The sequence below is a fragment of the Halosolutus sp. DAT137 genome, assembly GCF_059736405.1.
Map to the genome: position 1 here is coordinate 18251 of NZ_JCAQID010000008.1, position 15154 is coordinate 33404.

17 protein-coding genes are annotated in these 15154 nt (G+C 55.4%); 4 read left to right on the forward strand and 13 right to left on the reverse strand.

The features are described from left to right. Positions 1–22: 22 nt before the first annotated feature. The 5 genes from AC6I6L_RS13195 to AC6I6L_RS13215 all read right to left on the reverse strand — a co-directional run bounded on the left by AC6I6L_RS13195 (position 23) and on the right by AC6I6L_RS13215 (position 3893). Positions 23–844 (reverse strand): Nmad3 family putative nucleotide modification protein, encoded by an 822-nt coding sequence (locus AC6I6L_RS13195; protein WP_497918229.1) that lies wholly within the window; start codon positions 842–844, stop codon positions 23–25. A gap of 444 nt (positions 845–1288) precedes the next feature. Next, a complete protein-coding gene (locus AC6I6L_RS13200) occupies positions 1289–2479 on the reverse strand; it encodes a tyrosine-type recombinase/integrase (RefSeq protein ID WP_497918230.1) in 1191 nt (396 codons plus the stop codon). Positions 2480–2849: 370 nt separating this feature from the next. Further along, entirely contained in the window at positions 2850–3164 is a 315-nt protein-coding gene (locus AC6I6L_RS13205; RefSeq protein WP_497918231.1) for a hypothetical protein, read from the reverse strand. Continuing rightward, the gene (locus tag AC6I6L_RS13210; protein ID WP_497918232.1) at positions 3154–3474 is read right to left on the reverse strand and encodes a hypothetical protein; all 321 of its coding nucleotides are present in this window, start codon (positions 3472–3474) and stop codon (positions 3154–3156) included. Before AC6I6L_RS13210 ends, AC6I6L_RS13205 begins: the two co-directional genes overlap by 11 nt. Next, a complete protein-coding gene (locus tag AC6I6L_RS13215) occupies positions 3471–3893 on the reverse strand; it encodes a helix-turn-helix transcriptional regulator (protein WP_497918233.1) in 423 nt (140 codons plus the stop codon). Before AC6I6L_RS13215 ends, AC6I6L_RS13210 begins: the two co-directional genes overlap by 4 nt. Positions 3894–4127: 234 nt before the next feature. Between AC6I6L_RS13215 and AC6I6L_RS13220 the strand changes: the two genes are divergently transcribed. Further along, on the forward strand, positions 4128–4391 hold the full coding sequence (locus tag AC6I6L_RS13220) for a winged helix-turn-helix domain-containing protein (RefSeq protein ID WP_497918234.1): 264 nt from the start codon (positions 4128–4130) through the stop codon (positions 4389–4391). A 5-nt stretch (positions 4392–4396) separates the two neighbouring features. Here AC6I6L_RS13220 and AC6I6L_RS13225 read toward each other — a convergent pair whose 3' ends face one another. The 4 genes from AC6I6L_RS13225 to AC6I6L_RS13240 all read right to left on the reverse strand — a co-directional run bounded on the left by AC6I6L_RS13225 (position 4397) and on the right by AC6I6L_RS13240 (position 10101). Beyond that, complete coding sequence (locus tag AC6I6L_RS13225) at positions 4397–4690, reverse strand: hypothetical protein (protein WP_497918235.1); 294 nt, start codon at positions 4688–4690, stop codon at positions 4397–4399. A 151-nt stretch (positions 4691–4841) separates the two neighbouring features. Further along, positions 4842–5855, reverse strand: a complete 1014-nt coding sequence (locus AC6I6L_RS13230; protein ID WP_497918236.1) for a Cdc6/Cdc18 family protein — start codon at positions 5853–5855, stop codon at positions 4842–4844. Between the two features lie 296 nt (positions 5856–6151). Beyond that, positions 6152–7477: a hypothetical protein gene (locus AC6I6L_RS13235; RefSeq protein ID WP_497918237.1), complete on the reverse strand. Its 1326-nt coding sequence runs from the start codon at positions 7475–7477 to the stop codon at positions 6152–6154. Between the two features lie 59 nt (positions 7478–7536). Beyond that, positions 7537–10101, reverse strand: coding sequence for an ATP-binding protein (locus AC6I6L_RS13240; protein ID WP_497918238.1), 2565 nt, complete (start codon positions 10099–10101; stop codon positions 7537–7539). 285 nt (positions 10102–10386) lie between these two features. Between AC6I6L_RS13240 and AC6I6L_RS13245 the strand changes: the two genes are divergently transcribed. Continuing rightward, positions 10387–10695: a DUF7692 domain-containing protein gene (locus tag AC6I6L_RS13245; protein WP_497918239.1), complete on the forward strand. Its 309-nt coding sequence runs from the start codon at positions 10387–10389 to the stop codon at positions 10693–10695. A gap of 1 nt (position 10696) precedes the next feature. On the opposite strand, the gene AC6I6L_RS13250 is transcribed toward AC6I6L_RS13245, so the two are convergent. Continuing rightward, on the reverse strand, positions 10697–11113 hold the full coding sequence (locus AC6I6L_RS13250; RefSeq protein WP_497918240.1) for a hypothetical protein: 417 nt from the start codon (positions 11111–11113) through the stop codon (positions 10697–10699). Positions 11114–11173: 60 nt separating this feature from the next. On the opposite strand from AC6I6L_RS13250, the gene AC6I6L_RS13255 reads away from it, so the two are divergent. Beyond that, positions 11174–11368: a hypothetical protein gene (locus AC6I6L_RS13255; RefSeq protein ID WP_497918241.1), complete on the forward strand. Its 195-nt coding sequence runs from the start codon at positions 11174–11176 to the stop codon at positions 11366–11368. Positions 11369–11563: 195 nt separating this feature from the next. Here AC6I6L_RS13255 and AC6I6L_RS13260 read toward each other — a convergent pair whose 3' ends face one another. From AC6I6L_RS13260 to AC6I6L_RS13270, 3 genes are read right to left on the reverse strand one after another with little or no spacing between them, the layout of a single operon-like run. After that, positions 11564–11959, reverse strand: a complete 396-nt coding sequence (locus AC6I6L_RS13260; protein WP_497918242.1) for a hypothetical protein — start codon at positions 11957–11959, stop codon at positions 11564–11566. Further along, complete coding sequence (locus AC6I6L_RS13265) at positions 11956–12645, reverse strand: hypothetical protein (RefSeq protein WP_497918243.1); 690 nt, start codon at positions 12643–12645, stop codon at positions 11956–11958. Before AC6I6L_RS13265 ends, AC6I6L_RS13260 begins: the two co-directional genes overlap by 4 nt. Continuing rightward, positions 12642–14819 carry a hypothetical protein gene (locus AC6I6L_RS13270; protein WP_497918244.1) on the reverse strand — a complete coding sequence of 726 codons (2178 nt, stop codon included), beginning with the start codon at positions 14817–14819 and terminating at the stop codon, positions 12642–12644. The genes AC6I6L_RS13265 and AC6I6L_RS13270 overlap by 4 nt, the downstream gene beginning before the upstream one ends. A 36-nt stretch (positions 14820–14855) precedes the next feature. Here AC6I6L_RS13270 and AC6I6L_RS13275 point away from each other — a divergent pair, with 36 nt between their 5' ends. Next, positions 14856–15071 (forward strand): hypothetical protein, encoded by a 216-nt coding sequence (locus AC6I6L_RS13275; protein ID WP_497918245.1) that lies wholly within the window; start codon positions 14856–14858, stop codon positions 15069–15071. The last annotated feature ends 83 nt before the right edge of the window (positions 15072–15154 follow it).

Sequence of the window (15154 nt, forward strand, 5' to 3'; positions counted from 1 at the left end):
GGGCGGTGAGAACTCGGTCGCGTCACGTCTCGGACGCCCCCGAACCGAGTTCGGCGCTATCCCGATCGCCGGGCGTCCCCACTAACTCGCGAAACGCCGTATCCGAGAGGCGACACCGGTAGGCCGGCTTGTACATCATGTTCCGTCCGCCGGCCTCGACGGCAAATGCCGACGCGATCGACTCCCGGAGGTAGTATTGCGGGCGTTCGTTACCGTCTTTCACGTAGTAGTCGCTGAGTCGGATTGGATGGCGATCGAACAGCCCGCCCGGCCGTCGGCCGTCGACGACGACGACCGGTTTGTCGAGATACAGGTCGCCGTCGCGGGCGCGCTTGGCGTGGGCGTTCTCGCGATGGGCTGCGAGAAGCTGACGGCGTTCGGCGGCCGGGGCCTCGGGATCGATACACGTCACGCCGGCAACGGTCATGTACCCGATGAGGTACCGATGAGCGCGATCGCCATCCGGTCGCCGGAGTCCAGCGTAGAAGCCGACGATATCGCCAGGGTCGAGCGCCGATAGCCGAGAGACGTACCCACTGGTCCGGTGTTCACCGTAGGTCAGCGCCTCGAAGTTCGGGTCGTGGTGGAGCGGCCACGCCGCGAGTTCGTCGCCGCTGACGGAGTCGGCCTCGCCGCGTACCGGCTGGGGTTCGATCCGGGTCGTCAGGTCAGCCGCGGACCCTTCTTGGCCCCGCAGCGACCAAGAACCGAGGGTCTCGGATTCGGTGGTCTGGCGGGTTTTCTCCGGGATCGGCACGTATTCGAAGCTGCCATCGTCGTACAGCGGCCCCAGTACACCCAGATTTGTGCTGTCAGCGCCGACACCCGCGAGGACGACCGTCATAGACGGACGTTCCGATCGAATGGACGAAAGGGTCTCGATCGAGGTCGAAGCTCACTCTCGAGGAAACGATATATTCGCAGCGGTCACCGAACACCTGACCGAATCGATCGATGGCGTGAGCACCACAGTGACGGCAGGTTGACTGACTGCCAGTCGACGGCCAGGGCGTGATCGTCACGCCGACCACCTCCTGTTTAAGCCATATCGGGTATGTGAAAATATAGCGAAATCGAGAATTGGATTTTCGGCAGGCTGAGGGGGTTGAGCGTCTAAGAATTGAACACTTAGATAATTTCGAGTGGGATCCCGGTCGCAGATAAACTGCTCCCTATTCCCATTTTCGCGTCGCGAAAAGTGGGACCGCCGAGGTCTTACTCAGCAGTCCGACGTGTTCCATTGTGCTATACAGCGTCGTGTTCGTACTCGTAACTATATGTTTAGTTATCATTCTGAGTCACCGCGTTCGCTATCGAGTTTGTTCAAATGCTGTCGACGTCCAGCGCCGCGAACCAGCTTCTCCGGCTGGTCGTAGACGCTCTTGATGAGGTCCTCTCCGGCGTTGGCCTTGTCCGAGAGATCGGAAATCGGCCAGCCCTGGTCGCGGTGCCACGTGATCGATCCCGTTCGGAGCTTGTGCGGGCTGCGCGAGCTCGGACACTTCGATCCTTTCCCGTGCTCGCGCGCTTCGCAGGTCTCCGGGTCGCGATCGTGCGGACACTCCCCGCCGAATTCGCAGGGCTGCGTGTAGATGTAAATCCAGTTCCGCATCGACGACTTGGAGAGTCGCCCGTTCCCCTTCCGGGTCGTCAGCAACGGCTTTCGGCCATGCTTGTCGGTCTGGTCGGGTCGGTTGACGTCGATATAGTCACGGATCGTCTCGGCGACCCAGTCGGCGATATTGATGACGCGCTCGCCGAGATCGCCGTTCTTCAGCCGGGTTCCCGTCTCCGGACGGTTCTGTGGGAAAATGAACGGCAGCGACGCCTCTTCGAGAATTTCCTCAACGACATCCGCCGAGTAGCCGCTCTCTCGGAGATACACGCGTAGCCGTTCGCGATCGTCGTCGTCAATGTAGACGTCCTCGAGATCGAGCGCGTAAATCGTCCCAATCCGGGCGGTTGTTCGCCACAGAAGGATGAACAATACGTGCTCGCGCGAAGCGTACTGAAACCGTTCCATCCCCTCAAGGATCGTCTCGGCGCGCTCGGCGACCAACTTCTCAGTGTTTACTCGGTCTTCTTTGGACAGGTCCGGAACGTCGAGCGCGACAACGACGTCCTCACTGACCGCTTCGATCTCTTCGCAGTACCGGAGGAACTGTTTCAACGTCCCGAACTGGTTGTTGATCGTCTGCCGCTGGAGTCCGGACGCTCGCCGCACGGCTTCGAATTCCTTGATCTTTCGCGACGTCAGCTGATCGAGCGTTTCGACGTTCTCGTCGCAGAACTCGAGGAACGGCTCGATCCGGTACTCATAGGACTGGAGCGTTGACTCGGCGCGATCGAGTTGCTGCATCCAGAGATCGAACGCCTCTCTGGGATCGGTCGGCTCGAGTTCCTCCTGGTCGTCGTCAAGCTGGTCCGACAAGCGCCCGATCTCGTCGACCAGGTCGTCGATTCGATCGTCACCGCCCATCCGCACCACCGTCGCGTTTAGTCCCCGCCTGTAGTGTGCGCCCACCGTCGGCGGCGACACGGCATCGGCCGGGTGACAGACCAACGTCTTCAGGTCCGTGCTCAGCACTCAAATGGCTCGCAAATCGTTCGTAATCCCGACCCATGACCGCATTACAGTGAGGGATCGGACATGAAACCATTCTGAGCCATTCACCGTTGTGAGTCTCACTGTCAACGTGGACGAGACAGCGCTCAGTCCCGGTCTCAGACATCGCGATTTGCCTCCGCTTTCGTGAGCCGATCGACCGATTCGTGACGATCGTCGCACCAACGAGTGAGACACCGATCTCCGATTTTCTCGATTCCGCAGCTGTCGCAGACTTCACCGGTCACCGGAGATCACCACCCTTCCAGTTCTCGGGTTTTCCCCACCGAAACTCGGGATGGTCGTCTTCGGCGCGATCGCGATCGAACAGCCGGTCCTTGATATCCCTCTGGAGTGCGCGCCCGGATCGATCGCGTGGCTCGTTCTCCGCCGGGTAGTGATCATCCACCCGCGCGGAAAGATCGTCCATCGCCTCGAGATGTTCGCACAGAATCGCGTTCTGGTAACGGAGTTCCGTCGCGATCGCCTCGAAGGCTTCCGCCTGCCGCTCGAGAACGTCTACCTGTGCATCAACCGCAAGGAACTCGTCACTCCCCATCGCGATCACCGTCGGCGTAGAGGTCTTCGAGATCGCCCTGTCCGGCCTGGTTTTCCTCGTCGGCGAGTCCTTCGGTGAACGTCTCGACTTCGTTTCGGAACAGTCGGAAGAACTCGCGAGTGCTGTCTTCGGAACGGACCTGCGAATGCTGTTTCGTGATCGACGAGACCATCGACTCGAAAATCTGGTCTTCGTCTTCGAGGACTTCGATGCCGTCCGAGAGTCGCCGGTACGCGAGCATCTTCTGAAACCCGCGCGTGTTGACGACGGCCTCGATTTCCTCGTCAGAGAGTTCCGAAATGTCGATCATTCGCGATCGACCTCACCGGAACCGTCGGCCACGGCGATCGCCATTTCGCACGCGTCCGCGAGCCGTTCAACGCGCTGGTACAGAAGCGAGCGCCCGCTGTCCGTGAGCGCGTACTCGTTCGTGCGTTTGTCGAACTCGGATTTCTCGACCAGGTCGCGATCAACGAGTTCGTCGAGATTCGGATACAGTCGGCCGTGGTTGACCTCTCCGTGTTCGCGCTCGAGTTTTTGCATGATCGCGAGTCCGTAACTGGTCTCGCCGTCGCGCTCGAGCCGGGAGATCGCCTCGAGACAGTCGCGCTGGAATCCGGTTAGATCGCCCCAGGTCGTGCCGCCGTCGGCTACGAGTCGCTGGTCAGTAACAGTCGATGCGTCGATCGTGTCGGGGCATTCAAGACCCCGCGAATTGTCGTCGTACATGGTTCGCGTACCACAGTTACGCGAGCCGCGCGGACCCAGTGTCCTAAGCACTGGACCGCATTTTCCGAACGGACCCAACGGACAGTCGGGTCCACGTGAAACTCGCGTTACCTGACCACTCTCGAGTCCACCGCAATAAATTCTTCTACAATATAGTAGACTATGGTGGCCTATTCTGTACAATACATCCAACATTTCGAACCATGTAAGAAGGTGGTGGGATATACACGTGTGATGAGAAAACCCGGTAGCTGGATGCAGAATCCAACCGACGAGAGGATTCTGGAGGTCCTTAGCACCGGGTTGGAACTCGGGCCTACAACCATCGCGAGAAATATAGACCGCCACCGAACAGGGGTAAATCGGAGACTGTCTGTTTTGGTTGATTATGGTCTCGTAACGCGAGTTGATGAGGGATACTACGCCATTACTGATTTGGGTGAGCAGTACCTCTCGGGAGACCTCGACGCCGACAACCTCGAGTCGACCGAGGAGTGATCGGTTCACGCCTTCTCAACCCCTTCGAGTCCGGTTCGCTGAATAATCGGCTCAATCCAGCTCGGGAGATCGTCGTCGACGCGTTGCCCGTTCTGGTTCAGAACCAACACGAGCGCGGCAGTGTCACCGTTTACTCCAAACACCCAGTGACGCCCGTTTTCGACCCGGACATCAACGCGCGCGCAATTGGCTGGCGCTCCCGTGACCTCAACCGCTGCCTGACCGATCGGCGTCTCGACCTCGAAGCCCCCGAGTGAATCGCCTGATTCCGGCGGTGATCTGGTTGTACTCTTGGACATACACGACTCGAGGAACGTCTACCCCATATTGCTACACCGGCAGTGGCCGGAAACTTCCCGAAACCGATCTACCGCACGAAAACAGCGACGAGACGGGCTAATACCCGTGGCCGGAAACTGGCCGGAAACTGGCCGGAAAGAGAAAACCGCGTCACGGTTCGGGGACGGTGTACGATTTCCCCCGGCCCGACCCGGAAGACTCGAGCAAGCCGTACTTGTCTACGAGTGTCGAGAGATAGCGCCGGCGGGTCCGGTTCGGTTTCGGATCTGCGGCCCGTTCCTCATACGTCGCATGCAAATTCGTCACGCCGATCTCGCCCGCGTCGGCAACGATATCGAACAGCAACCGCTTGTGCGTCCCGAGTGAGTTGATGTGATCCTGTTGGAGATCGCGCCGCGCCTGGTCGTGGATCGCGTCGACGTCCTCGAGCGTGATCTGCGATCGGTCGGACTGATCGACTCGACGGGTGGCTCTCTCGAGAAGCTTGATCGCTTTTCGTGCGTCCCCAGCTGCGAAATCAGCGATATACTCGACGGTATCCATCCCGATCACGCCGGGACGGAGCCCCGCGTCGATCCGCGCCAGGAGGATATCGACTAACTCTCGGTGCGTGTACTTCCGGAGTCGAAGCGTTTCCGCGCTCGAGTACCGAGATTTCACTCGCCCGTTGAGTCGATGCCTCGCGAAGAAATCGTCCTCGTCGATCGTGACCGCGACGATCGTCACGTTCGGGAGATCGCCGAGACCGAGTAATAACGTTTCGTCCTCGAGCACGTCGACCTCGTCGATGATCGCGACAACGTGATCGTCGGACTCGCGGAACTCATCGATGAACGCGCTGGCAGCGGTCCCGTCCCTCGAGAGATGGTTACCGATTCCGGAGTCCTGAGCGAGCCCGTGGAGGACTTCGGTTTTCGAGGATCCGGACATGCAGTTCCAGTACGCCCGTCGCACGCCGAACGACTCTTCCCGGAGCATCCGAACGACGTACTTCGCGAGCGTTGTCTTTCCCGAACCCGATGGCCCGAAAATCAAGCTGTGCTCACCGCTCAGGCCGTGGGCGATCGGTTCTAGCGCGGTAGCGAGTTGATCGATTTGCCCGTCTCTGTGCTCGAGGTCCTTCGGGACGTACGTCGTCTCGAGGGCTCGAGCGTTGGTGATCATGCAATATCAGTGTCAGACACCCTATTAATTACTGACGATTAATACAACCCAAGCTGAGGGTTTAAATGAGAGACCGCGGCCAATGTTGACGATGCACTCCGACGACACCCGCGGGATGACTTGTTCGTAGTCGAGGCACCAATTCAGTGCGCCGTCGGCATTCAAGACCCTCAGCCTAACCGTGCTGATCGTGCCGGGCTGCTTGCTGTTGAGATTGTTGCCATGTATGGGATTGGATTAGAGGACGCTGCCTTACAGATTGAGGACGGATATCTAACAAAATTAGAATATTGTTGCTAATGAGATCTAAGCTTTAGAAGGCACTCTAAGTCAGTAGTTTCACCATTAGTTGGATACTGCATCTTGTTATTAACTAGTTTGTACCGCTTAGGTTCTTCTTCAAGCTCGAAGCCAGTTTCATTTGTTGCAATCTCTTTAAGATAGTTTGGTGTATCGATTGTTTTCCCATATGATGTACTTGGGCCAATGATCATACAAAAGAGACCACCCTTCGGGAGCGCCTTATAAACCTGATTGATCCAATCGTAAGCGTCCAAAAAATACTTGCGGAGTAGATTTGCTTTACGCTCTTGTCCCATCTCTTCGATTTCTCCTGTAATACGTTTTATATCGTCATGTGGTACTTCAGGCAGGTTTCGAAGTGTATCTTGCTTTGGTGTTGTGCTGCCAACAAAGTTTCGCGAAGTTTCGATACGCTCCCTGCGCTGGTTATCAACATCTGGTTCATTAAACAGCCCTAGCCATTCGTATTCTAATCGATGGCGTCGAGAATATTCGATGGCATTACAGTATGGTGGTGATGTAATGATCATGGTCGGCTCTTTACTTGCATTTGAACATATTTCAGAGAAGTTCTTTGCATCTCCTTCGACGACGCAACTATTCCCAAAATCATCTAGTCTATTCAATTGCCCATATCCTCTGGCAATACGGTTTGATACTGTAGTAAAAGAACTTTCAACATCAAAGGTAATCCCTTGATTAAGTTTTTGACGACGTACTTTTGTCACTTCAAGGCCGCTTACTGGGTCGGGGTCTGCTCGAGAAATTTGTCGTACCATAGCTGCAAGAGCTGTACGAACCGCGTCGGTCATCTCTCTAGATTCGTTTTGGAGTACGTGGTGTGACTTATACAAGAGACGAGAATAGCCAACCGCAACGTATGGATCGAACCAATGGAAGAGATTATAGGGTATAGCATACCGACCAACAGAAACATTATTCTCAACTTCTTGTCGGGCGTCATCTTCTGAGTAACTCCCCTTCTCTGGGAACTTATCAACCTGATCAACTATGTTTTCACACACCTCCTGAAATTCTTGTTTGTCTACAGGGGTGGTCTTAGCGCGGGTCATGAGCGCACTAAGCGGATCGATATCAACACATAGAGTGTCTTTACCCGAAACAACACTTTCAACGCCAGTAGTCCCAGACCCACACATTGGATCTCCAATAACCTCGTGGCCTGAGTGTTGATCTATGATTTCGGCAATCAGCGGTGGATGGAACTTTCCAGGAAATCGATGCGCTCGATGGGTATACTGCTTCCGATCGGGAAGATCTAAAGGATCAAGGTCTTCATCTCCAGCTTGACTGTTCATATTACTACATCGCACTCCATGACGTCAAGCTTTCGATGGAGTTCAGTTAGACGAGTATATTATTGGTCTTCTGCGATATTGTTGCTATTCACAATAAGCTTGTCACCCAATGCCTCGTCTACCGATTCTCTTGAATCGTCAACTTCAGTCAATATTGTATCCGCATCCGCATCAATCTCGAACTTTCCATCACCTAACATCTTTACTGATTTTGTAAGAACATCTAGTGACTCTAGTCGCTCTTCAATTTCTTCTCGTGTAATCCCTCTATTTCTCATTCTTTCATCATATGCGACAGCGCCAACTGATGGTGGGTTATTCGGATCTGTTTTCATCATCTCGTGTCCTATTTTGAGTATAGATTTTGTCAACTCATCATCTGGTTTATTTTGCCAAGCTGCGACGATTTCATCAGGTAAATCGCTTGGAAGAGCATCATTAGAAAGGATTTGTTTTGTCTCAGAATAGGTGAATGGTTGCCTATCATGAAGTCGGAGAAAAGTTTCAATTGCTTCTGTCGTCATAAGTGAAATGTTACTTACTGCCTCTTCATTGATTTCAGGATCAAGATTCCGAAGTAGAGCACTTCTTTGATCATTTCTGCCTTCTGTCTGGAATTCACGAGCAATGACTATTGCATGGTCACAATTTTGTTCAGCTCTGTGTCTATTCACAGAATCAAAACTCAACTGTGAATGTGACACTATACCTTGTGATCCTTTGGCCTCCACAGATACCCTAAAGTTATCACCGACTTGTGGAATCTCTATTACTCCGTCATGGGTGTCTGGCCCACCCTCCTGTGCAGCACTGAGCCCTATATTCTGGAAAATATCGACTATTGCTTCTTCAAATCTTGTTCCTCCAACTGTACTTGCATCGTCTAACTCAGAAAGTTGATAGTCTAGTTCATCAGCGCCAAGATTACCAGCTGCACTTCTCAATACAGAATCGAAGATCTGCCTGCTGGCTGCCAATGCTACCCTATCAGCACCGTTCTTTCTCAAATAACCATAAATTAGGAGCCTGGCAGCTAGTATCTCTTTGAATGCGTCCTCGATATTTCTCGTAAAATCTGATGACCTTCTTAGAGTATCTATGAGTGGGTGTTCCTCATTGATGATGACTAACAGCTCGTCTGAATCGTATTCAACTGCTCTGTCGGTAGGTTTCAGTGGTTGTACCTTAATGTCAATATCATCTAAATCGAGATCTCTTTTGTCAGTTTCATCATGGAGTCCACTTACTGCATCATATGCATAATGATTAGATCTTTCTTGAAGCCTATCTGAGAAAGTCCGTTGTAGAGTCTCTTCAGAACCAGAATTGGATTCTCCAATAATACCGTCACTTTCTTCTTCGTCACGGTTTCGCTGTTGTTTCCTGACCTCTTGAAAAGTCTGCTTGAGAATTCTTCTTGCTATATGTGTTTCCGGCTCGTCCATTAACTGATCTCTCTGGACTCGGATGACATCATCAAGGCCAGGCATCTCAAACTCACCCAAGAACTGGGCCCACGTAGAGAAACTCAACGGTTCCAATCCAAAGAGCGGATCCGACTTATTAATGAGCTTACCTCTTACGTTCACTCGAAAGCCGTGATCTTGAAAACCTCTCTCGCGTCGTTTGTCTGTTGTGAGTGATCTGTTAAAGTATTGGCCTTGGCCAGACACATAACCTAATTTTGGCACATCAATCCCAGCTAGCCTATTATTGGTATTCTTTGGATCGGTGAACGTTGTTAGTTCGACTTCATACAATTCTTCGTCCACATCATCAGGGGCAACATTCTTCCTAGAGGACCAATAATTTTTCAATGTGGTTTCTATACGCTCAATCATCACATCTTCAGTCACGTCAACAGAGAAGACTTCTTCTCCATTAGGCTCTCTTTCAGAGATTTGCTCTTGATTCAAGTAAGCCGTGAAATTTGTAGAAGTCGGGATTGCTGTACGGATCATATTCTTCAAATACCAAGGCTGGAGATCTGTACCAGTATTTCCTTCTGGAATATCTTCCACCACTGCTAGGGTCCAACTCTCCCAATTCTTTTCCCAAGGGTTTGGAATACTGCTGAAAAAGTGGCCTATATGTTCTTCTGCTTCACCAGACGGAAACTCATAAACATCAAAATCGTCATCTTCCGTATCTTCTTTTAATCGCTCCTGATGAACCGAAACCACACGGGTTGTTCCATTCTTTGTTGCAACGTAAGTCAATCTAGAGCCTAAAGCGAATGATGCCAACTTTCCAACCCCAAATTTCCCGATCTGTTGTCTGTCTCCGCTTACTCGGTCATCACTGCCTCCTTGGGATTTACGACTAGAAGCAACCTTCCAGAGCCACTCTAGACCTTCCATATCCATTGAATGGCCATCATCGAGCACATAGAGTGCATCGTCAGTATTGTCTGGAGTGTGAATATAACATTCCTCAGCGTTAGCATCATAACTATTGCAAACAAGTTCTTCAATCGCCCTACGTGGATTATCGTATAGTTGTTTGGAAAATTGCCTTATAATACGAAAGCTAATGTCAATATCGATGGAATCTTCTGGATCCCCAAACTCTTGTGCAGTGTCATACAATGATTCTGGGGCCTGATCCACTTCAGACGTGGTCATAACTATGATCACGTTACCTAACTGATTAGTTTTTTGGTAATAATTTCAAATGCAGTCTTCTCATTTTGTTTTGTATGCTTTGCCACCAGTCCGTTTTTCCCACTTCTCCCAGGGGTTGCACGTCGACGAAACCGGTTTCCCGAATATGAACACGAGCGCGAGCGTTGCGTGTTCACCAGCGGTCGCGATCGCGTCCGATCACCCGCGCGCCGACACGATACTGAGCCCGCCCGCGCCCGTCCTTTATAAACGCGCGTCCGTTCGCTCACCCGAGATTACTAGGATATGGACCTCGTGTTCACGAACATGGGTCAAAACGATGTCCCCGGGTCGATCCGAATCCGGACCGGAGACGGGAACGAATGGAGATTCGACGAAATAGAACGTGCCGCCGACTGGTACAACACGAACCGGAGCAACGCCGCCGCGTTCGCGTGCCACGACGTCACCCGAATGGTCTCTGCCGTGAAGACAGTCCTTCGCCGCGACGACCTCACACGCAAACAGCGCCGAGAGATTGCGTCGACACTCTCAACTGGTAACGTCCGGTTCGACGTCGAGACAGCAATCACCGCCGAGAAACAGCGCGACTGAGTTATTCGAGCGACCAGGCGACATCGTCGACGACGATCGCGATATCGGATAGATCCGTTTGGCCTGGAACGATCACACAGTCCCATCGCTCGTTCGTTTCCCCTGTTTCGAAAAAATGCCCAGTGTGCCCTCGGAGTTGATCGCGAACCTCCATATCGCTACGTCCAAGGTCGTGACACACTGATTCGGACTCGCAAACCTCGGCATCTGAAAAGACGTCGTTCGACAACCCAACTTCACGCCGATCGTTTCCGATTTCGATTTCAAGATCAAAACCAGGCATTAGCTCAGCGGGCTCCGGGTCGAGCATTTTCAATCGATAGTCGATTACAGCGAGCTGATCCGGGTCGAATTCATGTTCCACTTCACCACCCATTCCCGACAGAATCACGTTGTCGACGAACTCGACGCCGTCCACAACAACACCGAATCGGCTTAATTCCGCCCACTCGCCAAACGACAGTTCATCCGTGACGTCGTGATCGTCTTGGTCGCGATCTCGGGCCTCCGGCTCTTGGCGATCGCTCTGGTCGTCGGCGTCGCGATCGTCGTCGTCGACGTCCTCGCCGCCGTCCGGCTCCCCGCGAGAGAGACAACCAGCTGCCGCCGTCGCGCCGATCGTCGCAATGAACGCCCGTCGTCTCATATCAGGATTGTTTTTCGAGACGAGTGATATATCTCCCGCCCGCGGGCACCAGCATTCGGGCGTTCGCGGCCGTGCCCACAACCCCGTTCGCGCGGACCTGAGCGGTCCCGTGTCCGTCCGCGGGCACGGTTACGGGCGTCGGCACGGCCGCGTCTAATAGCGCATACGCGCCAGCGCCGCCGCTCGCCCGCGAACACTCGTACACCGACGCGAAAACGTGCGTCAGCGGGTCCGTACGTACTCGCTCCCGTCTCCGTCCGCGTGGTCGCGATCGTGCTCGGCCACGACCGCGTCCGTCTCCGCCAGCGCGTCCGGGTGCAATCGGACGTCGTGCGTGCGCTGGTGTACGTGACAGACGTCGTCGCCGGGATCTCGCGACAGTCGACAGCGCGATCCGTCCGTCGTCTCCGCCCGACAGCGCCTGCCCTCGAGATCGACGCCCGCCGCCCGGAGCGCTCCGATCACCGACGCGATCGCGACGACCACCAGGAGCCCGGCGACGACGTCCGCCCACTCCGCCGGGACCATCGTGTATCGTGCCAGCCACCCGCCGCCGTTGATCGCGACCAGCGCCATCGGCCACTGGAGCGTTTCGACGAGCTCGTCGACGGGTCTCACCGAGCGATCCCCTCCACCGACGCGTGTCGATCGAACGCGCCCTCGAGCTCGACCAGTTGCTCCCAGCGCTCGCGCGGGGTCTGGAAGACAAACCGCCAGTCCGTTGGAGACGGTCCGGTGATGAGCACGATCAGGGCGACGATCCATCGGAGCGACGAGACCGGCTCGACGAGCACGTGATACGCGACCACGGGCGCGACCACGGCGGCCGTGAACGCCAGCGGCGCTAGGGAAACGAACGTGCTCTCGAGCCAGCTCATGCGCACTTGCTTCGAGCTCGCTTTCGCACCGCACGCGCCGCTAAACGCGAACGGGTAGACGTTCCGTCCGCCGACCGAGAGCCAGTGAACCGACCACCACGCCGGGATCCCGAGAGAGTAGAACGCGAGCCAGTGGCACAGCTCGTGGATCGTAATGATCGCGACCAGGAGCACGCCGATTCCGAGCGCGATCGCGATCCACGTCCCGACGTCGACGAGCGTCACACCCTCGAGCGCCGCCGACGTCTCCGACGAGCTCGGCTCTCCGAACGCGAGCGCGTAGCCACCGAGCCCGACGAGCAACACGAGCGCCAGCCGCTCCGGCGTGATCAGCTCGGCGAGCGCCGCCCGGATCGCGGTGCCGATCTCCTCGAACTCGCGTTGCCGCTCGACGGAGCGCGGCGGTGTGTCGACGTCGTACGTCACTGGCGACCACCCAATTCGAACACGACCTCGGTATCGGGACCGGTCCGAGACTGCCACCAGCGGACGGCCATATACCCGGCGACGCCGACCGCGATCAACACGACGAGCGGCATCACTTGACCGACCTCCGACGAGACCAGCACGATCGCCGATCGGAATCCGTCGGAGATCGATCCCGGCGAGATCGCCTCGAGCCCGAGCACGCCGACCAGGAGACCAACGCCGCCAATGATCCACATCGGGAGCTGTGTCCGGCTCGCCACGACCGCCGCGCCGCCGGTCGCGATCACGCCGACGATTAGGACTAAGAGCGGCGAGACGCCGCCAGCCGTCGCCGTCGCGAACGCGGAGCCGGAGCCATCGCCGCCCGACGACGTCGTCACGCCGTCGCCGTCGTCGCTATCGTGCACGATCGATAGCCGCTCGCTGAAACTGTCGCCCGTCAGCGTGACCGGGCTCGACGCATATCCGGTGTCACGAGCGACGCCGTGCGTCTCCGAATAGAGAACGTACCGATCGCCGGAGACCGTGTCGTGATAGCGGTAGTCGATCTCCGACGTCGTTGCGCTCGGATCGACGTCGAACGTCAGTTCCTCGTTGCTCTCGACGAGCGCGAGCTCGACGTTGCCCGCGTTCGGCGTGACCTCCAGCGGCAGCGTTTGCACGCGCGTAGTGCTACCCGCGCTCGCTTTCGGTGCGCGCACGTTTTGGGAGCCGTCCGCTCCGATCACGACGGACGTCTCCGGTGCGGTCCAACTCTCGTTTGCTGTCGTGTGTAGCCAATTCCCTTCGGACGTCCCGCCGACGTCGATCGCGAACTCGTCGGAGTGATCGACGATCGCGATCTCCGTGTCGAGCGTGTCACCCTCGACGGTCGGCTTCAGGACGTCGATCGCGCCGCCGTCGACGTCGACTTTCGAGCCGGTCGCGCGAACGTCGATCTCGTCGCCCTCGGAGACGTTTCCGAGTTCGGCGGTCATGGTCGTGCCGTCGAGCGCGATCGCGTCAGCAGGGAGTGACGACCACTCCCCGCCGTTCGTGCGTGTCTCGACGTCTCGGATCTCGACGATTCGATCGCTCGCAAACGGTATTTCGACACTTGCGTCTGATCTGTCTTCCGACCATGTGCGGGATAGATTGTATTTCTCGGTCCATGTTTCCCCGACAAAATCGACAGTTTGGTCGGATCTGGCCGCGTGTCGATATTCGAGGTTAACGTAGCCCTCCGGACCATCGATACCCTCACTGACGGAGACTGATACCGTATTTTCACCCTCAACAATGGATCCACTGTCAGCGGTCAACGTGGTGTTTTCATCTTCCGACAGAGTACCGTCGTAAGAGACAGTCTCGTCGTTTATCGTCACAGTTGGGTTAGCGGATTCTGTTACTTCCTTCCAATTTAATTCGTAATCAGCTGCCCCCTCACCGGAAACGTTAAGAACTTCATCGTCAGTTTCCAGACCAATTTCTTTCTCGCCGCCATCTATGATCTCCACACTATCACCGTTCGTTTCGACAGTCAGCTCGTGCCCTCGCTCATAGGTGAAAGTGAACCATTGGGACGACACCTCTATATCTTCAGGACTATTGAGATCGTGACCTTTGTCGGTCTGTATCCCGATCGTAGCCCCATTTATATTCTTGTCAATATCCTCAGTCTGAGTTTCAGATACTACCGAATCCCATTCATCAGACCACATAGAGCCGACCTTGATACCGTTGAAAACATCACTACCAACATCCCCCTCTTTAAAGTAAACCGACGACTCTAGCTCGTGTCTTGTGTCGACGTCATGATTGTGATATTGACGCACCTCCACCTCTTTCAAATCACCCTCTGCCTCCGGAATATAGATCGTGTCTGTGTCGCCAGTTTCCGGAAGGTCAATCCCCACCGAACCGTCTTCACTAACTTCCTCAAGCTTCTTTTCTGTTGAGATCATCGGTTTCAGAGTTTCGTGTCCGGTTGGGGATTTCGTACCACCAATATCAATGGTCTCCGACTTACCGGCTTCAATCACTCCCGTCTTAGTCTTATTTTCCTCATTTTCAACGCCGATAAGATCAATCTCAACATCTCCCGGATCCTCATCTTCTGCCAATTCATAGCTAAAACCAGATCCATCACTTACTGGGTCGCCGGTTAGCACGACCTCGCCGTCAAATGTCACCGTGTTCGTCGAGAACTTCGGAACCTTGAATGTCGCATGATCGCCGCTGTAATCGATCGACGACGACCACCGATCGCCGCTCTCGTGCACGCCATGCGCCGCCGACGGCTCGTGACCGATCGCGTCTCGGAGCGCGTCGCGCGAGATCGCGACCTCGCGGCCGTCGTGATTGACGTCGTCGCTCAGAACCAGCGCCAGCTCGCCGCCGTCGGTCTCTCCGATCTCGACGCCAAGATCGCCCGCGTGATCTGACGCCATCACGTTCCAGACCCCCGCGTCATCGGGAATCCGATCGCTCGCGTGGACCGGCGGTCCGGCGTGATCCGGCGGACCGG